Origin of the sequence: Streptomyces sp. NPDC102490 (assembly GCF_044765285.1) — a bacterium.
In the GTDB taxonomy this organism is placed as follows: domain Bacteria; phylum Actinomycetota; class Actinomycetes; order Streptomycetales; family Streptomycetaceae; genus Streptomyces.
The window spans coordinates 109409-134764 of record NZ_JBIWJU010000017.1 but is presented as its reverse complement, the minus strand read 5'-3'; the positions used below and the strand labels follow the sequence as shown (position 1 = coordinate 134764).

Genomic DNA, 25356 nt, shown 5'->3' with positions numbered 1-25356 from the left:
CCCGTGACCGTGGACACCACCGGGATGACGGGCTCGCTGAACGACAGGCTCTCCGCGACGGCCCGGAAGTCGTCCAGCATCGGTTCCATCAGCGGGGAGTGGAAGGCGTGCGACACCTTCAACCGGCTCGTCTTACGGCCTTCAGTGGTGAAGTGCTCCACCAGCGCGGACACCGCACGCTCCGCGCCCGAGACGACCACCGACGTCGGACCGTTGACCGCCGCCACCGACACGTCATCCGCCAGCAGGGGCAGGACTTCCGCTTCCGTGGCCTGCACGGCTGCCATCCCACCACCCGACGGCAGGGCCTGCATCAACCGGCCCCGCGCCACCACCAAACGCGCCGCATCCCCCAGCGAGAACACACCCGCCACATGAGCGGCCGCCAACTCCCCGATCGAGTGCCCGGCCAGGTAGTCAGGCCGCACCCCCCAGGACTCCACCAGCCGGAACAACGCCACCTCAACCGCGAACAACGCGGGCTGAGCAAACTCCGTACGGTTCAGGGTCTCGGGGTCCTCGCCCCACATCACCTCACGCAGCGACACTCCTTCGAGGTGCTCATCCACCGCGGCCACCACGGTGTCGAACGCCTCCGCGAAGGCACCAAACGCCTCATACAGGCCCCGGCCCATCCCCAGCCGCTGCGCACCCTGCCCCGTGAACACGAACGCCGTACGACCCTTGGTCGTGGCGGTGCCCAGTGCGGTGTTGAGGGGTTCTTCACCGGCCGCGAGGGCGGTGAGGGCGGTGAGAGTCGTCTCCCGGTCGGCCGGGGAGGCGATGAGGACCGCGCGGTGTTCGAGGGCCGTGCGGGTGGTGGCCAAGGAGAAGGCCACGTCCCGCAGGTCGGGTGCCGGTGCAGGGCCGGTCAGGTGGGCGTGGAGTCGGCCGGCCTGGCGTGCCAGGGCCTCGGGGCCGGTGGCGGACAGCAGCAGCGGCACGGCCGGCAGGTCCTTGACGGATGCCTGCTCGGGCTCGTCGGCCTGCGGTGCCTCTTCGATGATCACGTGGGCGTTGGTGCCGCTGATGCCGAAGGAGGAGACGGCTGCCCGGCGCGGGCGGCTCAGCTCCGGCCACGCACGGGCCTCGGTGAGCAGCCGGACCTGGCCGGCCTCCCAGTCGACCTCCGGTGAGGGCTGGTCCACGTGCAGGGTCTGCGGCATGACGCCGTTGCGGATCGCCAGGACGGACTTGATGACGCCGCTGACACCGGCCGCGGCCTGGGCGTGGCCGATGTTGGACTTGATGGAGCCCAACCACACCGGCTCTTCGGCGGACCGGCCCTGGCCGTAGGTCGCCAGCAGGGCCTGTGCCTCGATCGGGTCGCCGAGCCGGGTGCCGGTGCCGTGGCCCTCGACCAGGTCGACATCGACGGCGGTCAGGCCCGAGGAGGCCAGGGCGCTCTGGATGACCCGCTGCTGGGACGGCCCGTTGGGGGCGGTCAGGCCGTTGCTGGCGCCGTCCTGGTTGATGGCGGAGCCCCGGATGACGGCGAGGACCGGGTGGCCGTTGCGCCGGGCGTCCGAGAGCCGCTCGACGACCAGCATGCCGACGCCCTCGGACCAGCCGGTGCCGTCGGCGGCGCCGGCGAAGGCGCGGCACCGGCCGTCGGCGGAGAGACCGAACTGCTGGCTGAACTCGACGAACACCTCGGGCGTGGACAGCACGGTGACGCCGCCCGCCAGCGCCATGCCGACCTCTCCGCGGCGCAGCGCCTGGCAGGCCATGTGCAGCGCGACCAGGGAGGACGAGCAGGCCGTGTCGACGCTGACCGCGGGGCCCTCCAGGCCGAGGGTGTAGGCGACACGGCCGGTCAGGATGGAGGCCGCGGTGCCGTTGCCGAGGTAGCCGGCGAGGTCGTCCGGCACGGACCGCAGACGGGTGCCGTAGTCGTGGTACATGACGCCCGCGTACACGCCGGTCTGGCTGCCGTGCATGGTGGTCGGGTCGATCCCGGCGCGTTCGAACGCCTCCCAGGACGCTTCGAGCAGCAGCCGCTGCTGCGGGTCCATGGCCAGGGCCTCGCGCGGGCTGATCCCGAAGAACGCGGGGTCGAACTCGGCGGCGTCGTAGACGAATCCGCCGTCGCGGGCGTAGGTCCTGCCGGAGGTGCCGGGCTGCGGGTCGTAGACGTCGGGCCAGCCGCGGTCGGCCGGGAAGGGGCCGATGGCGTCGCGGCCGTCGATGAGGAGCCGCCACAGGTCCTCGGGGGTGCGGACGCCTCCGGGGTACCGGCAGCTCATGCCGATGACGGCGATGGGCTCGTCGTCGGAGACCGTCACGGTGGCGGTGGCCTGGGGCCGTGCCGGTTCCTGGGCCGTGCCGCCGCCCAGCTGGGAGTCGATCAGCTCGGCCACGGCCCGCGTGGTGGGGTGGTCGAACACGAGGGTGACCGGCAACCGCAGACCGGTGGCCGCGTTGAGGGCGTTGCGGAGTTCGACCGCCGCGAGGGAGTCGAAGCCGAGCTCCTTGAAGGCCCGGTCGACGCCTACCTCGTCGGCGGAGGTGTGTCCGAGGACGGTGGCGGCCTGGGCGGCGACCAGGCCGACCAGTTCGCGCGTGCGTTCGGTGCTGCTGAGCCCGGCGAGTCGCTGGGCGAGGCTGCCCGTGTCCTGGGCGCCGCCCGCGGCGGTACGGCGCCGGTCGGGCCGGGTCGTGCCGCGCAGGAGCGGGGGTACGTCCTGGCCGCGGGCGTGCAGGGCGGCGGGTGCGAGGGGCAGCGGGGCGAGCAGCGGGTGCCGGGTGCGCAGCGCGTCGTCGAAGAGCTCCAGTCCCTGGGCCACGGGGAGTGCGGGCAGGCCGGTGCGCTCCGCCTTCTCCAGGTCCGCGTCGGTGAGGTCACCGCCGAGGCCGGTGTTGACGGCCCACAGTCCGAACGCGAGGGAGGTGGCCGGCAGGCCGGTGGCGCGGCGGTGGTGGGCCAGGGCGTCGAGGAACACGTTGGCCGCCGCGTAGTTGCCCTGTCCCGCGGGCAGCACGAGTCCGCCGGCGGAGGAGTAGAGCACGAAGGCGGTCAGACGGTCGGCGTCCTTGGTCAGCTCGTGCAGGTGCCAGGCGGCGTCCGCCTTGGGCCGCAGGACGGTGTCGAAGCTCTCGGGTCCGAGGTCGGTGACGAGACCCGGGGCGACCACGCCCGCGGCGTGGACCACGCCGGTCAGCGGGCGCTCGGCGGGGATGCCGGCGAGCAGCGCCGCGAGAGCGTCCCGGTCGGAGACGTCGACGGCCGCGATGTCCACGGTGGCGCCGGACTCCGCCAGTTCGCTCCTGAGCCGGTCTGCTCCGGGGGCGTCGGCGCCGCGTCGGCTGGTCAGCAGCAGGTGCCGTACGCCGTGGGCGGTGACCAGGTGCCGGGCCACCAGGGCGCCGAGGCCGCCGGTGCCGCCGGTGACCAGGACGGTTCCGTCGGGGTCCCAGGGCCCGTCCCCGTCGGGCACGAGCGCGGGGACCAGGCGGGGGGTCAGGAACCGGCCGCCGCGCACGGCGAGTTCGGGTTCGCCGAGACCGGCCGCCGACGCGAGGAACGCGTCCTCGACCGCCTCACCGGTGTCCGTGTCGGTGTCCGTCTCGGTCTCGGTGTCGAGCAGGACGATGCGGCCCGGGTTCTCGGCCTGGGCGGCGCGGACCAGGCCCCAGACCGGAGCCTGGGCCAGGTCGGGGGCGGTGTCGTCGTCGGTGGCGACCGCACCGCGGCTGAGCACGACCAGGGTGGACGCCTCGCTGCGCGCGTCGACGAGCCACGCCTGGACCAGGTCCAGGATCTGGGCGGTCGTGGCGCGGATCGCCGCGGGGAGGTCCGCCGCGGTGGCGGTGACCGGGGCGAGGACCACCCGCGGGAGGGTGTCGCCGAGGGCTCGGAGGGCGTCCGGCGCCGCAAGACCCGTGTCGAGACGGGCGTAGGAGGGGGCGGGTGTGCCGGGCTGGACCGGGACGCGGTTCCACACCACGCGGCGCAGGGCCTCGTTGGGTGTGCCGGAGGCGGGCGCCATCTGCTCGGCGCTGACGGGGCGGCAGATGAGTGAGGCGACCGTGAGCACCGGTGCGCCGGTCTCGTCGGCCACGGTCATCGCCGACTCCTCGGCGCCGCGGATGCGCCGGATGTGCACGCGCAGCACGTCGGCTCCGGAGGCGTGCAGGGAGACGCCGCTCCAGGTGAACGGCAGCAGCGCCTCGGTACCGCCCTCGTCCTGGTCCACGAGGACGTCGGCGTGCATGGCGGTGTCGAGCAGCACCGGGTGCATGCCGTAGCGGCTCGCCTCGGCACGTATCTGTTCGGGGAGGGCGACTTCGGCGAAGAGCTCGTCGCCGCGCCGCCAGGCGGCCCGCATGCCCTGGAAGGCGGGGCCGTAGCCGTATCCGCGCTCGTCGAGGCGCTCGTAGGCTCCGGTGATGTCGACGGGGACGGCCTCCGGCGGGGGCCACTGGGTGAGGTCCGGAGCGTCGGTGACGGCGGTGCCGGTGGCGAGGAATCCGGTGGCGTGCCGGATCCACGGGCGGCCCGGCAGGTCGTCGAGCCGCGAGTGGACGGTCAGCCCACGGCGGCCCGAGTCGTCGGCGGGACCGGCGACGGCACGCAGGGCGGCGCCGCCGCGGGCCGGCAGCATCAGCGGTGCCTCGAGGGTGAGTTCCTCCAGCAGGTCGCAGCCGACCTGGTCGCCGAGGCGTATGGCGAGTTCGACGAATCCGGTGCCGGGGAGCAGGGCGTTGCCGTGGACCTCGTGGTCGCTGACCCAGGCGTGTTCCCCGGCGGACAGGCGGCCGGTGAGGACCACGGAGCCGTCCTGCGGTGACTCGACGGCCGCCGAGAGAACGGGGTGATCGACGGCGTCCAGACCGGCGGAGGACACGTCCCCGGTGCGGGCGGGCACGTCGAGCCAGTACCGGCGGTGCTGGAACGCGTACGTGGGCAGGTCGGCGCGGGCGTCCCCCGGGCCGCCGAGCAGGTGCGGCCAGGTGACGGAGGTGCCGCGGGCCCAGGCGGCGCCGATGCCGGCGAGCAGTTCGCGCGGCTCGTCGCGGTCCCGGCGTTGCAGCGCGACGAAGCCGGTGCCGGCGTCCGAGACGGAGCCCTGGCCGAGGGCCGTGAGGACGGCGTCGGGGCCCAGCTCCAGGAAGGTCCGCACTCCGGCGGCCTCCAGCGTGCGCACCGCGTCCGCGAAGCGGACCGCCTCGCGGACCTGGCCGACCCAGTACTGGGCACTGTCCCAGCCCACAGCCGGCTCGCCGGTCACCGTGGACACCACCGGAATCACCGGCTCACCGAACGACAGGCTCTCCGCGACCGCTCGGAAGTCGTCCAGCATCGGCTCCATCAACGGCGAGTGGAACGCGTGCGACACCTTCAGCCGGCTCGTCTTACGGCCTTCAGCGGCGAAGTGCTCCACCACGGCCGCCACCGACTGCTCCGCGCCCGAGACGACGACGGAGGTCGGGCCGTTGACGGCCGCGACGGACACGTCGTCCGCCAGCAGCGGCAGGACTTCCGCCTCCGTGGCCTGCACCGCCGCCATCGCACCACCCGACGGCAGGGCCTGCATCAGCCGGCCCCGCGCCACCACCAAACGCGCGGCGTCACCCAGCGAGAGCACGCCCGCCACATGAGCAGCGGCCAGCTCCCCGATCGAATGCCCCGCCAGGTAGTCAGGCCGCACCCCCCAGGACTCCACCAGCCGGAACAACGCCACCTCAACCGCAAACAACGCGGGCTGGGCGTACTCCGTACGGTTCAGGGTCTCCGCATCGTCGCCCCACATCACCTCGCGCAGCGACGGCCCTTCACGGTGCTCGTCCACCGCGGCGACCACCGCGTCGAACGCCTCCGCGAACACCCCGAACGCCTCATACAACCCGCGGCCCATTCCCAGCCGCTGCGCACCCTGCCCCGTGAACACGAACGCCGTACGCCCGGTCTGGGCGGGGTTCGTGCCGGTGAGCTGTGCCAGCGAGCGGGCGAGTTCGTCGCGGTCGGCGCCGATCGCGACGGCGCGGTGTTCCAGCGCCGCGCGTGTGCTTGCCAGGGCCTGTCCCGCAGTGGTCAGACGGTCCTCGGGAAGATCGTCCAGGAAGGCCGCCAGCCGGTCCGCCTGGGCGCGCAGGGCCTCGGGGGTGGCGGCCGAGACGGGCCACACGGCGAGGGGGACGGACGGCCCGGTCCCCTCCGGGACCGCGGGCTGCTCGGGGGGCGCCTGTTCGACGATGACGTGGGCGTTGGTGCCGCTGATGCCGAACGAGGAGACACCCGCCCGGCGAGGGCGGTTCGCGGCGGTCCACTCCCGGGCCTCGGTCAGGAGTCTGACGTGCCCGGCCTCCCAGTCCACCTGGTCCGACGGGGTGTCGGCGTGCAGCGTGGCGGGCAGCACGCCGTGGCGCATCGCCTGGACCATCTTGATGACGCCGGCGACACCGGCGGCGGCCTGGGTGTGTCCGATGTTCGACTTGATCGAGCCCAGCCACAGCGGTTCGCCCGAGGGTGAACGGTGCTGTCCGTACGTCTCCAGCAGGGCTTGCACCTCGATGGGGTCGCCGAGGCGGGTGCCCGTGCCGTGTCCCTCCACGACGTCGACGTCGGCGGTGGTCAGCTGCCCGTCGGCGAGGGCCTGTTCGATGACCCGCTGCTGGGACGGCCCGTTGGGAGCGGTCAGCCCGTTGCTGGCGCCGTCCTGGTTGACGGCGGAGCCCTTGAGCACCGCGAGGACCCGGTGGCCGTTGCGGCGGGCGTCGGAGAGCCGTTCCAGGACGAGCAGACCGACTCCTTCGCCCCAGCCGGTGCCGTCGGCGCCGATGCCGAACGACTTGCAGCGGCCGTCGGCGGCCAGGCCGCGCTGGCGGGCCATGTCGGTGAACGTGTCCGGGGTGGACATGACGGTCACGCCACCGGCCAGGGCCAGGGTGCACTCGCCGCGCCGCAGCGCCTGCTGCGCCCAGTGCAGGGCGACCAGGGAGGAGGAGCAGGCGGTGTCGACGCTGACGGCGGGGCCTTCGAGGCCGAGGGCGTAGGCGACGCGTCCGGAGACGACGCTGGCGAGGCTGCCGTTGCCGTGGTAGGCGGCGACGTCGTCGGGCAGCGGGCCCAGCCGCAGGCCCCAGTCGTGGTACATCACGCCGGCGAAGACACCGGTGCGGCTGCCCTTGACCGAGTGCGGGTCGATCCCGGTCCGTTCGAGGGCTTCCCAGGCGACTTCGAGCATCAGGCGCTGCTGCGGGTCCATGGCCTGGGCCTCGCGGGGGCTGATGCCGAAGAAGGCGGGGTCGAACCCGGCCGCGTCGTAGAGGAACGCGCCTTCGGTGGAGTACGTCTTGCCGGGCTTGCCGATCTCGGGGTCGTACAGGTCCGTGTCCCAGCCCCGGTCGGTGGGGAAGGGGCCGATGGCGTCGCCGCCGTCGGTGACCAGCCGCCACAGGTCCTCCGGCGAGTGGATGCCGCCGGGGTAGCGGCAGGCCATGCCGACGATGACGACGGGGTCCTGGTCGGTGGCCCGGTCGGGGGCGGCGGCCGGGGCGGCGGGGGCGGGGCTCTTGCGCTCGCCCTGGAGCCTGCCGGCGAGGTACACGGCCAGCGCCTGGGCGTTGGGGTGGTCGAAGGTGAGCGTCGGGCTCAGTCTGAGGCCGGTGGCGGTGGCCATCCGGTTGCGCAGCTCGACCGCGGCGAGGGAGTCGAAGCCGCTCTCGGTGAAGGCCCGGGTGGGGGCGATGTCCCCGGCGCCGTCGTAGCCGAGGACGCCGGCGGCCTCGGTGCGCACGAGTTCCAGGAGTGCCTCCGCGCGGCGGTCGTCGTCGAGTCCGGCGAGCCGGTCGAGGAACGGGGAGCCGCTCGGGGCGACGGCGGTGGCGGCGGTGGCGGCGGTGGCGGCCCGGCGTACGGGCCGTCTGACGAGGTCGCGCAGGAGGACGGGGATGTCGTCGGCGCGTTCGCGTACCGCGCGGTGGTCGACGCGGACGGGTACGACGGCGGGGGCGCCGGTGGTGAGCGCCTGGTCGAGCTTGAGCAGGTTCTCGTCGAAGTCGAGCGAGTCCAGGCCGAGCCGCCTGATGCGTTGCAGTGCGGCTTCGTCGAGGTGGGCGCCCATGCCGGCGTCGCCCGCCCACAGTCCCCAGGCCAGGGAGGTGGCGGGCAGGCCGGCGGCGGCCCGGCGGACGGCGAGGGCGTCGAGGACGAGGTTGGCGGCCGCGTAGTTGGCCTGGCCGGCGCCGTCCAGGACGGTGGAGGCGGAGGAGAACAGCACGAAGGCCCTCAGCGGGAGGTCCCGGGTGAGTTCGTGGAGGTTCCAGGCGGCGTCGGCCTTGGGCCGCAGGACGGTGTCGAGGCGCTCGGGGGTGAGCGAACCGACGAGGCCGTCGTCGATGACGCCGGCCGCGTGGACGACGGCGGTGAGCGGATGCTCGGCGGGGATCTCGGCGAGCAGCGACAGGAGTGCGTCCCGGTCGGCGACGTCGGCGGCGACGATGCGGACCCGGGCACCGGCCTCGCGCAGGTCGGTGAGCAGCCCGGCGGCGCCGGGGGCCTCGGGGCCGCGCCGGCTGGTCAGGACCAGGTGGCGTACGCCGTGTTCGGTGACCAGGCGGCGGGCCAGGGCCGCGCCCGCTCCGCCGGTGCCGCCGGTGACCAGGACGGTGCCGGTGTCGTCCCAGGGCAGCTCGTGCGGGGTGGGCGGCTGGGGCACCGGGGCGAGCCGTGGCAGGTGGAGCCGGCCCTCGCGCAGGGCGAACTCGGGTTCGCCGGTGGCCAGGGCGGCGGCGAGGGCGGCTTCGGAGGCTTCGGTGCCGTCGAGGTCGGCGAGCACGAAGCAGCCCGGGTTCTCGGCCTCGGCCGAACGGACCAGGCCCCACACGGCGGCCTGGGCGGCGTCCACGTCGGTGCCGGGCACCCAGGCGGCGTCGCGGGTGACGACGACGCACCGGGTGTCGTGGTCGGCGGCGAGCTGTTCCTGTACGGCTCGGAGCGTGTCCGCGCAGACGGCTCGCACCGCGTCGGGCAGGGGGCCCGCGGGGGTGGCGCGGACCCGGTGGACGACGCTGCGGGCCGGGTCGGCGGCGGCCTCGGGCAGGGGCGCCTCGGCCCACCGTACGGCCAGCAGCGGTTCCTGACGGGCGGCGTGGAGCTGTGCGCCGGTGACGGTGCGCAGCAGCAGGGAGTCGATCGTGGCGACGGGGGCGCCGGCGGGGTCCGCGAGGGCGACGGCGAGGGCGTCGCCGTCGGCGGCGATGCGGACCCGGACGGTGGCGGCGCCGCTCGCGTGCAGGGTGACGCCGCTGAAGGAGAAGGGGATGCGGACGCCGGGTCCGTCGCCGTCGCTTCGGGCGTGGTCGGCGGGGTGCAGGGCGGCGTCGAGCAGCGCGGGGTGGAGTCCGAAGGCGGCGGCGTCGGCGCGGACGCCGTCGGGCAGGGCGACCTCGGCGAACACCTCGGTGCCGCGGAGCCAGGCGGCCCGCACGCCGTGGAAGGCGGGGCCGTAGCCGTAGCCCTGCGCGGCCATGTCCTGGTAGAGGGAGGCGGTGTCGAGCGGCTCGGCGCCGGCGGGGGGCCACTGGCCGCCCAGGTCGGCATGGGTGTCGGGGCCGGGGGCGGTCCCGGCGGGGGCGAGGGTGCCGGTGGCGTGCCGGACCCAGGTGTCCTCGCCGTCGGCGTCGGCCGGACGGGCGTAGCAGTCGACGGGGCGCCGGCCGGAGGCGTCGGCGGCGCCGACGACGACCTGGAGGACGGTGGCGCCGTGGTCGGACAGCGCCAGGGGCGTGCGCAGGACGAGTTCCTCCAACTGCGGGCAGCCGGTCTCGATGCCCGCGCGCACGGCGAGTTCGACGAAGGCGGTGCCCGGCAGCAGGACCGTGCCGTCGATGACGTGGTCGGCGAGCCAGGGGTGGGTGCGTGCGGAGAGCCGGCCGGTGAGGACGGTGCCGTCGCCGCCCGCGAGGGCGACCACGGAGCCGAGCAGGGGGTGTCCGGCGTCCTGCTGGCCGAGGCCCGCCGCGTCGGCGCCGTCGCCGTCGGGCGTGAGCCAGTAGCGGCGGGTCTGGAACGCGTAGGTGGGCAGGTCGGTGCGGGCGCGGTCCTGGCCGGCGTGGAAGGCGGCCCAGTCGACGGGCACGCCGCGGGCGTGGGCGAGGGCCAGCGCTCCCAGGGTCTGGCGCACGTCGTCCCGGCCCGAGCGCAGCAGGGCGGTGAACTCGGTGCGGTCGGCGGAGTCCTGCGGCAGGCAGCTCCTGCCCAGGGCGCTCAGTACGGCGTCGGGGCCGAGTTCGAGGCAGGTGCGGGTCCCGCCGTGCTGGACGAGCCAGTCGATGCCGTCGGCGAACCGGACGGCCGCGCGGACGTGGTGGGCCCAGTGGTCCGGGGAGGCGAGCTGTTCGGTGGTGGCGGGGGCGCCCGTGAGGGTGGAGACGACGGGGATGCGAGGGGCGCGGTAGGTCAGGACGGAGGCGACGCGGGTGAACTCCTCCAGCATCGGGTCCATCAGCGGCGAGTGGAAGGCGTGGCTGACCTTCAGCCGGTTCGTCTTGCGGCCCAGCCGGGCGAAGTGCTCGCCGATGCCGAGTACGGCGTCGCGCTCGCCGGAGACGACGACGGAGTCGGGGCCGTTGACGGCGGCGATGCCGGCGGTGCCGGGGAGCAGGGGCAGGACCTCCGCCTCGGTGGCCTGGACGGCGACCATGGCGCCGCCTGCGGGCAGCTCCTGCATCAGGCGGCCGCGGGTGGCGACCAGGAGGGCGGCGTCGGCCAGATCGAGGACGTCCGCCACGTGGGCGGCGGTGATCTCGCCGATGGAGTGCCCGGCGACGAAGTCCGGGTGGACGCCCCAGGACTCCAGCAGCCTGAAGAGGGCGGTCTCGACCGCGAACAGGGCGGGCTGGGCGTAGCGGGTCTGCTCCAGCAGGGCGGCCTCGGGGCAGCCCTCCTCGGCGAACAGCACGTCCCACAGGGAGACCTCGAGGTGGGGGTCGAGGTGGCCGATGGCGTCGGCGAGGGCGTCGGCGTAGGCGGGGAAGGCGTCGTACAGGCCGGCGCCCATGGCGAGGCGCTGGCTGCCCTGGCCGGTGAAGAGGAAGGCGAGGCGGCCGGTGTGGGCGTGGCCGGTGCGGGCGGCCGGGGTGGGCTCGCCGGCGGCGACGGCGCGCAGGGCGGCCAGCGCGTCGTCCTGGTCGCCGGCGAGGAGCACCGCGCGGTGTTCGAGGGCGGCCCGGGTGGTGCCGAGGGCGTGGCCGAGGTCGGCCAGGGGGGTGCCGTGCCGTTCGAGGTGGTCGGCCAGGCGGGCGGCCTGGGCGGCGAGGGCCGCCGGGGTGGCGGCGGAGACCGGGAGCGGCACGGGCAGCGGCTCGCTCGACGGCTCGCCCGGGGCGGCCGCCGCGTCGGCCGACGGCTCGGTGGGCTCCTCCGGCGGTGCCTCTTCCAGGATGACGTGGGCGTTGGTGCCGCTGATGCCGAAGCCCGAGACGCCGGCGCGGCGGGGGCGTCCGGCGTCGGCGGGCCACGGCACGGGTTCGGTGAGCAGGCGTACGGTGCCGGCCGACCAGTCGACGTTCGGGGTGGGTTCGTCCACGTGCAGGGTGGGCGGCAGGGTGCCGTGGCGCAGGGCCATGAGGACCTTGGCGATGCCGGCGACGCCCGCGGCGGCCTGGGCGTGGCCGATGTTCGACTTGACGGAGCCCAGCCACAGGGGGCGTTCGGCGTCGCGGTCCGTGCCGTAGGTGGCGATGAGGGAGCGGGCTTCCACGGGGTCGCCCAGCGAGGTGCCGGTGCCGTGCGCCTCGACGGCGTCGACGTCGCCGGGGGCGAGTCCCGCGTCGCCGAGCGCCTGGCGGATCACCCGCTGCTGGGCGATGCCGCTGGGGGCGGTCAGGCCGTTGCTGGCGCCGTCCTGGTTGATCGCGGTGCCGCGGACGAGGGCGAGGACCTGGTGACCGTTGCGGCGGGCGTCGCTGAGGCGCTCGACGACGATCAGGCCGACGCCCTCGGCGAAGGTGGTGCCGTCGGCTCCGGCCGCGAACGCCTTGGTCAGGCCGTCGGGGGCCAGTCCGCGCTGCCTGCTGAACTCGGTGAGCAGCCCGGGGGTGCTCATGACGGTGATGCCGCCGGCCAGCGCGAGGGAGCACTCGCCGCGGCGCAGCGACTGGACGGCCAGGTGCAGGGCGACCAGCGAGGAGGAGCAGGCGGTGTCGATCGTGAGGGCGGGGCCTTCGAGACCGAGGGTGTAGGCGATGCGTCCGGAGGCGACGCTGAGTGCTCCGCCGGTGATCAGGTACCCGGTGAGGGCTTCGGGGGCCTGGGCGATCCGGGTGCCGTACTCGGTGGTGCCCGCGCCGACGAACACGCCGGTAGGGGTGCCGCGCAGGGAGGTCGGGTCGATGCCGGTGCGTTCCAGCGCCTCCCAGGCGGTCTCCAGCAGCAGCCGCTGCTGGGGGTCCATGGCGAGGGCCTCGCGCGGGCTGACCCCGAAGAACTCGGCGTCGAACTCGGGGGCGTCGTGCAGGAATCCGCCCACCCGGGTGTAGGTGGTGCCGGGGGTGCCCGAGTCCTCGTCGAAGAGCTCGTCGAGGTTCCAGCCGCGGTCGTCGGGGAACGCCCCGACCGTGGTGCGGCCGTCGATGACGGCGTCCCAGAGGTCTTCGGGGGTGCGCAGGCCGCCGGGGAAGCGTCCGCCGATGCCGACGATGGCGACGGGCTCGTCGTCGGCGCTGCGGACGGGCGCCTCGACGGCGACCGGGGCGGTGCCGGTGCCGAGGAGTTCGGCGCGCAGGTGGGCGGCGAGCAGGTCGGGGCTGGGGTGGTCGAAGGCGGCGGTCACCGGCAGGCGCAGCCCGGTGGCGGCGTTGACCCGGGCGTGCAGCTCGACCAGGCCCATGGAGTCCAGCCCCAGCTCCTTGAAGGGCGTGCCGGTGGCGGTGACGTCCCCGGTGTCGGGCCGGGTGGTGCGGCGCAGGACGTCGGCGGTCTCCGCGCGGACCAGGTCGAGCAGCATGCGGCTCTGCTCGCTGTCGGGGAGTCCGGCCAGCCGGGCGGCCAGGGCGGCGCCGGGACGGGCCTCCGCGCCGTTCGAGTGATCAGCGTCAGCAACGAAGCCCGCGGCCATCTGCACGCTCCAAGCTCGGTGAGGGTGTGCTCAAGGGCCGAGTGGCCACAAGGTGGTCGCACGCTAAGTGGGCGGGAAAGCGGCCGAACACCCCTAACCGGCGCGCACAGCGGCTCGTACCGGCAGATACCGGGGTCGGCGCCCGGGATTCAGGGGTGGGGGAGGGTTCTCAGTCCGGCCGACTGTGCCTTGAATGGGCCCATGACCAATGCGACGACGACCACGACGGGCAACTGGGTACGCCGGTTCCACCCCGCCGAGGACGCTCCGGCCCGGCTGGTGTGCTTCCCGCACGCGGGCGGCTCCGCCAGCTACTACTTTCCGGTCTCCCGTGCCCTGTCGCCCGCCGTGGACGTGGCGGCCGTGCAGTACCCGGGCCGTCAGGACCGCCGCCGGGAGGCGTGCGTGGACGACGTACGGCGCATGGCGGATCTGGTGGCGGCGGAGCTGGCACCGTGGTGCGACCGTCCGCTCGCGTTCTTCGGGCACAGCCTGGGGGCGACGCTGGCGTTCGAGGTCGCGCTGCGGCTGGAGGAGCGGGGCACCCGCCTGCTGACGCTGTTCGCGTCGGGCCGGCGGGCCCCGTCGCGCCACCGGGAGCGGGAGTTCACCCATCTCCAGGACGACGAGCGGCTGCTGGCCACGATCAAGAGGATGGGCGGTACGGACACGGCGGTGCTCGCCGACGACGAGGTGCTGCGCATGGCGCTGCCCGCCATCCGGGCCGACTACAAGGCGGCGGAGACCTACCGCTTCCGTCCGGGGCCGCCCCTGTCCTGCCCGGTGCTCGTGCTGAACGGCAGGACCGATCCGGAGGTGACGGCCGAGGAGGCGGACGGCTGGCGCGAGCACACGTCCGCGGAGGCGGAGTTCACGTGGTTCACGGGCGGTCACTTCTACCTGAACGAACAGGCGCCGAAGGTGATCTCGCTGATCCGGGAGCGTGTGCTGTCGCTCGTGTAGCCGACGCCGCCCGAGCGGGCCCCCGCGGGTGCGAGGGGCCCGCTCAGGCGGTCGCGGTGGCGCGGATCCCGGTGATCAGGCGGAGGGCTTCGGTCAGGTCGTGGCCGGACGGCGCGTTCTCCGGGTCGATCAGCCACTGGGACAGCACACCGGTCAGCAGGGAGTGGCAGAGCATGCCGACCAGGCGGGCGGACTGCGGGTCGGCGGTGGCGGTCAGGCCGCCGAAGAGCTCCGCGAAGGCCTCGTAGGCGTCCGGCATGGCCTGGGCCATGAACGCGCGCAGTTCGTCGTCGTGGTCGAGCTGGGCGAAGACCTCGAAGCTGAGCACCCAGAGGGCACGGTTCTCCGGAACCGCATTGATGATCTTGGTCCAGACGGCTTCGAAACGGGCCAGCGGATCGTCCGCGGCGACGTCCGAGGTCTCCTCGGCGACCGCGGCGAAGGTCTCCGTGCCCCATTCGTCCATGGACTTGATGAGCGCCGCCCGCAGGAGCGACTCCTTCGTCCCGTAGTGGTAGCCGATGGACGCCAGGTTGGTCTTCGAAGCCGCGACGATGTCACGCGTGGTCGTTCGGGCGTAGCCCTTCTCCCGAAGGCACTGCATGGCGCCATCGATCAAATCATCACGGTGTCCCATGAATGAACCCTACCTCGCAGTGGGACGGACGTATATATATCCAGGTCGGATCGGTCATCGGGTCGTTCCGGGGGGTTTCAGCCACCCTGGCCGACCGTGGTGAGGAAGTCGTGCAGCACGGCGTCGAACCGCTCGGGCTCCTCCAGGTGCGGCACGTGGCTGGACTCCTCCAGGATCTCCCAGCGCACGTCGGGGATGAGGTCCGCGTACGGCTGCACGGTCCGCTCGGTCGCCTCGTCGTGGCGTCCGGAGATCAGCAGGGTGGGCACCGCGATGTCCGCGGCGCAGTCGAGCACGCCCCAGTCCTTGAGGGTGCCGTTGACGTGGAACTCGCTCGGCCCGTTCATCGCGTAGTACACGGTCGGGTCGTTGAAGAGTTCGTAGAACGTCGCCTGCCAGTCCCGGGGCCACGGCTTGAGCCGGCACACGTGCCGCTCGTAGAAGTGCATGGCCGCGGCGTGGTACTCCTCCGTGTCGGTGGTCCCGGCCGCCTCGTGCCGGCGCAGGGTCTCGTCCACCCCGGGAGGCAGCCGGGACCGCAGGATCTCCATCTCCTCCAGCCACAGCGGGTACGAGGCCGGCGCGTTGGCGATGACGAGCCCCCGCAGCCCCGCCGGACGCGTGGAGGCGTACTTCGCGCTCAGCAGCCCGCCCCAGGACTGTCCGAACAGGACGTAGTCCTTCAGGCCGAGCCGCTGGACGAGGTTGCGCAGCTCGGCGAGGAACAGGTCGACGGTCCAGAAGTCGGGGCCGCGTTCGGGCAGGTGGGTGGAGCCGCCGTTGCCCAGTTGGTCGTAGTGGACGACCGGCCGGCCGTGGGCGGAGAACTCCGCGAGGCGGAGCAGGTAGTCGTGGGTGCTGCCCGGGCCGCCGTGGACGACGACCAGGGCGGGATGCCCGCTGTCCAGGTCTCCGGTGACCCGGTACCAGGTCTTGTAGGGACCGAAGGGGACGGTTCCCTTGCTGCTGGGCGCGGTGCGCGCGGGGGGCATGCTGCTGCCTTCCGGTGGTGCGGGGGCGGGTCCGCGACGGGCCCGCCCCCGGGCGGGTACGGCTACTGGTCGAGCGTGGCGAGCCATTCCTCGACCACGGCGGCGGTGACCGCGGCGTGCGTCTCGATCATGCTGAAGTGGTTGACGGGCAGGGTGCGGTGCGCCTGCCGGTCGTTCCACGGCTTGGCGGCCCAGCCGTCGTCCTCCGGTACCACGACGGTCCCGTCCGGGGAGAACGGCTGCTCCGCGCCGACGAAGAGCACCGGGCACTGCACCGACGTGATCCGGAACTGGGGCACGAGGTCGAAGTAGCAGGCCATGGCCGACAGCACCGTGCTGTCGAACATGCCGTACTCGGAGTCCTTGCCCACCAGGGCGATGAACAGCTGCCGCATCAGTTCGTTGGAGTCGTCGCTGTCCGTGTCCACCTGATAGGTGTCCAGCAGGACGACACCGGACGGCTTGACGCCCTTCACGCGTTCCAGGTAGGCGGCGGCCTCGTGGGCGATGATGCCGCCCGCCGAGTAGCCGACCAGGACGAACGGCTCGCCCTCCGCCGCCTGGAGGATGCTCTCCGCGAAGGTGGCGGTGACCGCCTCGACACCGGTCGGCAGCGCCTCGCCGGCGGCGAAGCCCTGGGTGTTCAGGGCGCTCACCCCGCGTACTCCCCGGAAGGGCGCGGCCAGCCGGGCGTGCTGCTGCGGTCCGGCCGTCGCCATCGGCGAGGAGACGCAGATCAGCCGGTGCCGGCCGGGGCCGTCGGCCAGCTTCACCGCGGCCGGCACCCGCTCCAGTTCCTCCGCCGCGTCGAACCGCTCGCGCAGCCCGACCACCGCCCGCAGCAGGTCGAAGCCCTGGACCACCTGCCCGGACAGCACCGCCTGGCGGAACAGCTCGGTCAGCGTCTCGGAGACCCGGACCGCCGGGGGGCCGTCGGGAGCGGCCGGCTCGGCGGCCGTGGCGTCCTGCGCGGCGCCGTCGAGGTGGGAGGCGAGTTCCTCGACCAGGGCGCGGGCCAGTCCGGCCGGGGTCTTGCTGTCGAAGACCACCATGGGCGGCAGCCGCAGCCCGGTCGCCGAGGTCAGGACGTTGCGCAGTTCCATCGCCGCCAGCGAGTCGAAGCCGATCTCCAGGAAGTCGCGTTCCGGGTCGACCGCGGCGGCGTCCGCGTGTCCGACCGCGGCCGCGGCGTGGCCGAGGACCAGCTCCCGGACGGCCTGCTCCCGCTCCTGGGGGGCGAGCGCCGCGAGCCGGCGGCGCAGGGCGCCGGGGTCGTCGCCGGCCGCGGCCCTGCGCCTGGTGGCGGGGACGAGACCGCGCAGCAGCGCCGGCAGCCCCTCACCGCGGCCACGCAGCCCCTGGGGTTCGACCTTGACCGGTACGAGGGTGGCGTACTCGCTGCGGAGCGCCGCGTCGAAGGCCGCCAGACCGTCGGCGACCGGCAGGGCGGGCAGGCCCTGGCGCCGCATGCGCTCCCGGTCGGCGTCGGTCAGCCACTGGGACAGGCCGGTGTCGGTGTCCCACAGCCCGTAGGCGAGGGACGTGGCCGGCAGGCCCAGCGCCCTGCGGTGCGCGGCGAAGGCGTCCAGGAAGACGTTGGCCGCCGCGTAGCCGCCCTGGCCCGCGGCCATCACCAGGCCGCCCGAGGAGGAGAAGACCACGAAGGCGGCCAGGTCGAGTCCGGCGGTCAGCTCGTGCAGGTGCCACACGGCGTCCACCTTGGGCCGCAGGGAGATCTCCACCTGTTCGGGGGTGAGCGAGGACACCAGCCCGTTGTGCGCCGTACCGGCGGCGTGCACGATGCCGCGCAGCGGGTGCTCGGGGTCGATGCCCGCCAGCAGGGCGGCGAGCGCCTCCCGGTCGGCGACGTCACAGGCCGCCAGCTCCACCTCGGCCCCGAGACCGGCCAGCTCCGCCCGCAACTCCACCGCACCCGGGGCATCCGCACCCCGCCGGCTCGTCAGCAGCAGACGACGCACCCCGTACTCGGCCACCAGATGCCGCGCCACCAACGCACCCAGACCACCGGTACCGCCCGTCACCAGCACCGTGTCCCGCGGACCGAAGAGGTCGTCCCCGGTCGGCTGCGCGCCGGCCCCGGTGCGCACCAGTCTCGGCAGCAGCAGCTCACCGTTACGCAGAGCCGCCTCCGGTTCGCCGGTCTCGAGGGCGGCGGCCAGCGCGTTCCCGGACTCCGTGGTGCCGTCGGTGTCGACGAGGACGAACCGGCCGGGGTTCTCCGCCTGCGCGGCACGCACCAGCCCCCACACCGGAGCCTGGTCCAGGGCGCTGGTGGCGTCCGTGGTCACCAGCGCGAGCGTCGAGGAGCCGAACACCTCCTGACCGAGCCACTGCTGGAGCAGGTCCAGGGTGCGGTACGTGGTGTCGCGGACGGCGGAGGGCACGTCACCGGAACCGGTCCCGACACGGACGATCACCGTGTCCGGCATGCTGGCCGCGCCGCTGGTGACCGTGTCGGCGAGCTCGGCCAGCCCGGCGTGGACCGGGGCGTCGATCCCGGGCTCGGCCGTGCCGACGACGGCCAGGCTCCGGCCGCCGGCCGCCGGCAGCGCCGGGGCCGCGACCCAGTCGACGCGCAGCAGCGAGCCCTGCGGGCCCGCCGCGCCGGAGAGCGACTCCGGGGACGCCTCCCGCAGACTCAGCTCCGCCACGTGGGCGACCGGTGCGCCCGAGGGGTCGGCCAGTTCGAGGGTGACGGCCTTCGGTCCGGTGGGCGCGATGCGCACCCGCACCGCCCGGGCGCCCACGGCCTGGAGGGTGACGCCGCCCCAGGAGAAGGGCAGCAGCGTCTGGCCTCCCTCGTCGTCCTCGCGCAGCCCGGCCAGCGGCATGACGTGCATCGCCGCGTCGAACAGCGCCGGATCGATGCCGAAGGCGGCCGGGGAGGCGTCCTCGGGCAGCGCGGCCTCGGCGAACAGCTCGTCACCGCGTCGCCAGGCCGCCCTGATGCCCTGGAACAGGGGCCCGTAGTGGTAGCCGTACTCGGCGAGTGTCTCGTACGCGTGGTCGACCTCGATGGTCCTGGCCTGCTCGGGCGGCCACTGGGTGAAGTCGTACGCGGGCGCCGGGCGCCGACCGGTGCCGAGGTGGCCCTCGGCGTGCTGCACCCACGGTTCGTCCGCGCCCTCGGTACGGGAGTGGATCGCGATGTCGCGGGCGCCGGAGTCGTCGGGGCCGCCGACGGCGACCCGCAGCGCGACGCCGCGTTCCTCGGCGAGCACCAGCGGTGCCTGCAAGGTGAGTTCGCCGATGCTGTCGCAGCCGACCTGCTCCGCGACGGCGAGCGCCAGATCCACGAAGGCCGCGCCGGGCAGCAGCACGCTTCCGAGTACGTCGTGGTCCGCGATCCACCGGTGGGTACCGGTGGACAGGCGGCCGGTGAACACGTACCCGTCCGTGTCGGGCAGCGCCACCACGGCGCTGAGCAACGGGTGCTCGACCGAGTCGAGGCCCATGGCACCGGGGCTGGAGCCGGTGTCGTCGCCGAGGTGCCAGTAGTGCTGGCGTTGGAAGGGGTAGGTGGGCAGGTCGACGCGGCGGGCACCGGTGCCCGCGAAGAACGCCGCCCAGTCGACGGACACACCGGTGGTGTGCAGCCGGCCGAGGGCGGACAGGAGGGTCTCGGCCTCGTCGCGGTCCCGGCGGGTCGCCGCGACCGCCACCACTCCCCCGTCAGCGTCGGTGACGGATTGCTGGACCATCGCGGACAGCACACCGTCCGGACCCAGCTCCAGGAACCGGGATACCCCGGCAGCCTCCAGTGTGCGCACCGCGTCGGCGAAGCGGACGGCCTCGCGGACCTGGCCGACCCAGTACTGGGCACTGTCCCAGCCCACAGCGGGCTCGCCCGTGACCGTGGACACCACCGGGATGACCGGCTCGGTGAACGACAGGCTCTCCGCGACGGCCCGGAAGTCGTCCAGCATCGGTTCCATCAGCGGGGAGTGGAACGCGTGCGACACCTTCAGCCGGTTCGTCTTACGGCCGAGAGTGGTGAAGTGCTCCACCACGGCCGCCACCGACTGCTCCGCACCCGAGACCACGACGGAGGTCGGGCCGTTGACGGCCGCCACCGACACGTCGTCCGTCAGCAGGGGCAGGACTTCCGCCTCGGTGGCCTGCACGGCTGCCATCGCACCGCCGGAGGGCAGGGCCTGCATCAACCGGCCCCGCGCCACCACCAAACGCGCGGCGTCATCCAAGGACAGCACGCCCGCCACGTGAGCGGCGGCCAGCTCCCCGATCGAGTGCCCGGCCAGGTAGTCGGGCCGCACACCCCACGACTCCACCAGCCGGAACAACGCCACCTCAACCGCGAACAACGCGGGCTGAGCAAACTCCGTACGGTTCAGGGTCTCCGGGTCGTCGCCCCACATCACGTCACGCAGCGACGCTCCTTCGAGGTGTTCGTCCACCGCGGCCAGCACGGTGTCGAACGCCTCCGCGAAGGCTCCGAACGCCTCATACAGCCCGCGGCCCATCTCCAGCCGCTGCGCACCCTGACCGGTGAACACGAACGCGGTCCTGCCAGCCGTACGGCGCCCGGACAACGGGCCACGACCCGCGGCGAGAGCCGCCAGGCCCTGCACGAGTTCGTCCCGGTCCCGGCCGACGATCACGGCCCGGTGGTCGTGGAGCGCCCGGCCCGCGGCCAGGGAGAAGCCCACGTCTGCCGGGGACAGGCTGTCCTGCTGTTCCTGGACATGTGCGAGCAGTTGTTCCGCCTGCGCCGTCAGTGCGTCGGCGGACTTCGCCGTTACCACCCACGGCACCACACCAGGCTCCGGCGCAGCGGTCTCCGGCTCTGCCTCCGTTGGTGCCACGTGTTCGATGATCACGTGGGCGTTGGTGCCGCTGATGCCGAAGGAGGAGACACCCGCCCGGCGCGGGCGTTCCAGCTCCGGCCACGCACGCGCCTGCGTCAACAGCTCCACCTCACCGGCGGACCAGTCCACCTGCGGCGACGGCTCATCCACATGCAGCGTCTTGGGCAGCACCCCGTGCCGCATCGCCTCGACGACCTTGATGATCCCCGCCACACCCGCAGCCGCCTGCGTATGACCGATGTTCGACTTCAGCGAACCCAGCCACAACGGACGACCCTCCACCCGATCCTGCCCATACGTGGCCAGCAGAGCCTGCGCCTCGATCGGATCACCCAGCGTCGTCCCCGTGCCATGCGCCTCCACCAGATCCACATCCGCGGCCGACAACCCCGCCGACGCCAACGCCTGACGAATCACCCTCCGCTGCGAGGGACCATTGGGAGCCGTCAGCCCATTGGACGCACCATCCTGATTGACCGCAGAACCCCGCACCACCGCCAGGACGGGGTGTCCCAGCCGCCGCGCGTCCGACAGCCGCTCCACCAACAGCAACCCCACGCCCTCGCCCCAGCCGGTGCCGTCCGCACCCGCCGCGAAGGACTTGCAGCGGCCGTCGGATGCCAGACCGCGCTGGCGGCTGAACTCGATGAAGACGTCCGGGGTGGCCATCACGGCGACGCCGCCGGCCAGGGCCATCGAGCACTCACCGGAGCGCAGTGCCTGGATCGCCCAGTGCAAGGCGACCAGGGAGGACGAGCAGGCCGTGTCGACGGTGACCGACGGGCCCTCCAGGCCGAAGACGTAGGAGAGCCGGCCCGAGGCGATCGATCCGGTGTTGTTGTTGTCGGCGTAGTCGTGGTACATCATCCCGGCGAACACGCCGGTCGAACTGCCCCGCAGCGTCCCCGGATCGATACCCGCGCGCTCGAAGACCTCCCAGGCCGTCTCCAGCAGCAGCCGCTGCTGTGGGTCCATGTACAGGGCCTCGTTCGGGCTGATCCCGAAGAACCCGGGGTCGAACCCGGCCGCCTCGTGCAGGAAGCCGCCCTCACGGGTGTACGTGCGGCCCGGCGTGCCCGGCTCCGGGTCGTATACGTCCGGGTCCCAGCCACGGTCGGTCGGGAACCCGCTCACCCCGTCGACTCCGTCCGCGACCATCCGCCACAGGTCCTCCGGCGAGGCGACCCCGCCCGGATAACGGCACGCCATCGACACGATCGCGATCGGATCGTCGTCCACGGCCAAACGGTCCGCGACGACCCCGGCACCTTCCACCGCGCCGGTCAGCTCGGCCACCAGGAACCCGGCCACCGCCTGCGAAGTGGGATGGTCGAACACCAACGTCGCCGGAAGGCTCAGCCCACAGACCTCACCCAACCGGTTACGCAGCTCCACAGCCGCCAGCGAATCAAAACCCAGCTCGTTGAACGCCCGGTCCGGCTCCACCGCATCCGACGACGCATGACCGAGAACCTCCGCCACCTGCCCACGCACCACCTCCAGCACCACACGCAACCGCTCCTCGGCCGAAAGCGCCGCCACACGCGCCCCGAACCCAGCCTCACCCCCCGCATTACGAGCCACCCGCCGCGCCGGCACCCGCACCAGGCCGCGCAGAGCGGGCAGGACGAATCCGGAAGCCGCCTGCGCACGGAGCGCCGCCAGGTCGAGGTGGACCAGCAGGGACAGCGGTGCCGGGGAGCCGATGGCCAGGTCGAAGAGTTCCAGACCCTGTTCGACGGTGAGGGGCGGGAAGCCCTGGCGCTTCAGGCGGGCGACGGCAGCGGCGTCGAGTTCCCCGCCCATGCCGAGGCCGGTGTCCCACAGGCCCCAGGCCATGGACACCGCCGGCAACCCCAGCCCACGACGATGAACCGCCAACGCATCCAAAAACACATTCGCAGCCGCGTAATTCGCCTGCCCCGCACCACCCAACGTCCCCGCCACCGACGAGAACAACACAAACGCCGAAAGCCCCAAACCACACGTCAACTCATGCAAATACCACGCCGCATCCGCCTTCGGCCCCAACACCCCCGCAAACCGCTCCACCGACAACGCACCCACCACACCGTCATCCAGCACACCCGCCGAATGCACCACCCCCGTCAACGGATGCTCCACCGGCACCGACCCCACCAACGCCGCCACCGCACCCCGATCCGACACATCACACGCCACCACCGCCACCTCAGCACCCAGCCCCACCAACTCCTCACGCAACTCCACCGCACCCGGAGCAGCCAACCCACGCCGACTCGTCAACAGCAGATGACGCACCCCGTACTCCACCACCAGATGCCGCGCCACCAACGCACCCAGACCACCCGTACCCCCCGTCACCAACACCGTCCCGCCCTCAGCGAACGCGACAGACCCCTCCCCCAACACGGGCACGGCAGCCCGGGCGAGACGCGGCACCCACACCACACCCGAACGCACCACCACCTCCCCCTCACCACCAGCAAGCACCCCACCCAGCACACCCACCGACCCCGCCGAACCATCCACATCCACCAGCACAAAACGATCCGGATGCTCACTCTGCGCCGCCCGCACCAACCCCCACACAGCACCCGCAACCACGGAGTTCTCGCTCAGTGGGTCGGGCCCCGTCGCCGGGTCGGTGGTGGTGGAGACCGCGTCACGCGTGACCAGCACCAGTCGGGAGCCTTCGAACCGCTCGTCGGTCAGCCATTCCTGCACCGTGCCGAGAACCCGGCGTACCGCGTCGTGCAGGCCGGAGACGACACCGTCCTCGGTGTCCACCGTGACGGGGTACAGCACATGGCCGGGCATGGGCAGGCCCGCTTCGACGCGAGCGGCCAGCTCGGCGAGGTCCGGGCAGCGGTGACCGGTGAGGGTGCCGAGCAGGTCGGCATCGGGACCGACGACGGTCCAGTCGTCGGCCGGGCCCGTGCTCTCGGGCAGGGATATGCGCGTCCACTCGACGCCGTAGAGACCCTGGTTGCGTTCGCCGTCGGCGGCGGCGAGCTGCTGGGGGGAGACCTCGCGGGCCACGAGCGCGGAGACGGACATGACGGGCCGCCCCGTGCGGTCGGTCATGAAGAGGGCCGTGCCCGACGCGGAACCCTCGACCTCCTGGGGGGACACCCGCACCCGCAGCGCGGTACCGCCCGTGGAATGCAGTTCCACCCCGTGCCAGGCGAACGGCACCAGGGTGTGTTCGTCCTCGCCGTCGGCGGCGACGAGATTGACGTGCAGGGCCGCGTCCAGCAGAGCGGGGTGCAGACCGTACCGGGCGGCATCGGCGTGAGCGTCCTCGGGGAGGTCGACCTCGGCGAACAGCTCCTCACCCCGCCGCCAGGCGGCCTTGAGCCCCTGGAACACCGGTCCGTAGTGGTAGCCGGACTCACGCAGCCACTCGTACGCCCCGTCCACCGGTACGGCCTCCGCGCCGGTGGGCGGCCAGACGGCCAGCTCCTCGGCGGGAGCGGCGCCGGTGGCCGGTGCGAGCATGCCGGTCGCGTGCAGAACCCAGGGGAGGTCGGCCCCGCCGGCCTCGTCGGAACGGGAGTGGATGCTCAGCGTCCTGGAGCCGGACGGGTCGGGTGCACCGACCGCCGCCTGGAGGGAGACGCCGCCCCGCTCGGGCAGGACCAGGGGGGCGTGGAGCAACAGCTCCTCGACCCGGCCGCAGCCGACCTGGTCTCCGGCGCGCACGGCCATCTCGACGAACGCGGTACCCGGCAGCAGAACGCTGCCCAGCACCTCGTGGTCGGTCAGCCAACGCTGGGTTCCTGCCGCGAGGCGACCGGTCAGGACGACCGAGTCGGTGTCCGGAGCGGTCAGCGCCGCCGTCAGCAAGGGGTGCTGCACGCTCTCCAGACCGGCCGCCCCCAGGTCGACTTCGCCCCCGGGGAGCGAGTCGACCCAGTACCGCTGGCGCTGGAAGGAGTAGGTGGGCAGGTCGACGCGGCGGGCGCCGGTGCCCTCGAAGAACGCCGCCCAGTCGACGGACACACCGGTGGTGTGCAGCCGGCCGAGGGCGGAGAGGAGGGTCTCGGCTTCGTCACGGTCCCGGCGGGTCGCCGCGACCGCCACCACACCCGAGTCAGTACCGGTGTCGGTGAGGGACTGCTGGACCATCGCGGACAGCACGCCGTCCGGACCCAGCTCCAGGAACCGGGATGCCCCGGCAGCCTCCAGCGTGCGCACTGCGTCGGCGAAACGGACCGCCTCTCGGACCTGGCCGACCCAGTACTGGGCACTTTCCCAGCCGACAGCCGGCTCACCGGTCACCGTGGACACCACCGGGATGACCGGCTCGGTGTACGACAGGCTCTCCGCGACGGTCCGGAAGTCGTCCAGCATCGGTTCCATCAGCGGCGAGTGGAAGGCGTGCGACACCTTCAGCCGGCTCGTCTTACGGCCGAGAGTGGTGAAGTGCTCCACCAACGCGGACACCGACTGCTCCGCGCCCGAGACGACCACGGAGGTCGGGCCGTTGACCGCCGCGACGGACACGTCGTCCGTCAGCATCGGCAAGACTTCCGCCTCCGTGGCCTGCACCGCCGCCATCGCACCACCCGACGGCAGGGCCTGCATCAACCGGCCCCGCGCCACCACCAAACGCGCCGCGTCCCCCAGCGAGAGCACGCCCGCCACATGAGCGGCGGCCAGCTCCCCGATCGAGTGCCCCGCCAGGTAGTCGGGCCGCACCCCCCAGGACTCCACCAGCCGGAACAACGCCACCTCAACCGCGAACAACGCGGGCTGGGCGTACTCGGTCCGGTTCAGAGTCTCCGCATCGTCGCCCCACATCACCTCACGCAGCGACGGCCCCTCACGGTGCTCGTCCACCGCGGCGACCACCGCGTCGAACGCCTCCGCGT

At 73.4% G+C, this 25356-nt stretch carries 5 protein-coding genes (1 of these 5 running past the window's edge); 1 reads left to right on the top strand and 4 read right to left on the bottom strand.

Features of this window, described 5'->3' with window-relative positions:
* Positions 1 to 13067 (bottom strand): SDR family NAD(P)-dependent oxidoreductase (locus tag ACIRGB_RS33145; protein ID WP_403872716.1); only part of this gene is annotated, 13067 nt, incomplete at its 3' end.
* Between the two features lie 195 nt (positions 13068 to 13262).
* Here ACIRGB_RS33145 and ACIRGB_RS33140 point away from each other — a divergent pair.
* Complete coding sequence (locus tag ACIRGB_RS33140) at positions 13263 to 14024, top strand: thioesterase II family protein (protein ID WP_403872714.1); 762 nt, start codon at positions 13263 to 13265, stop codon at positions 14022 to 14024.
* Positions 14025 to 14067: 43 nt separating this feature from the next.
* On the opposite strand, the gene ACIRGB_RS33135 is transcribed toward ACIRGB_RS33140, so the two are convergent.
* From ACIRGB_RS33135 to ACIRGB_RS33125, 3 genes are all read right to left on the bottom strand, one after another.
* Positions 14068 to 14661 (bottom strand): TetR/AcrR family transcriptional regulator, encoded by a 594-nt coding sequence (locus tag ACIRGB_RS33135; RefSeq protein ID WP_403872712.1) that lies wholly within the window; start codon positions 14659 to 14661, stop codon positions 14068 to 14070.
* 77 nt (positions 14662 to 14738) lie between these two features.
* Complete coding sequence (locus ACIRGB_RS33130; protein WP_403872710.1) at positions 14739 to 15653, bottom strand: proline iminopeptidase-family hydrolase; 915 nt, start codon at positions 15651 to 15653, stop codon at positions 14739 to 14741.
* 62 nt (positions 15654 to 15715) lie between these two features.
* A protein-coding gene (locus tag ACIRGB_RS33125) for an SDR family NAD(P)-dependent oxidoreductase (RefSeq protein WP_403872708.1) crosses the window boundary here: on the bottom strand, positions 15716 to 25356 show its 3' portion. The gene runs 6907 nt beyond the window's last position; 9641 of the gene's 16548 nt are visible here — the last part of the coding sequence; its start codon lies off the right edge, out of view — the gene reads right to left on this strand; it ends in the stop codon at positions 15716 to 15718.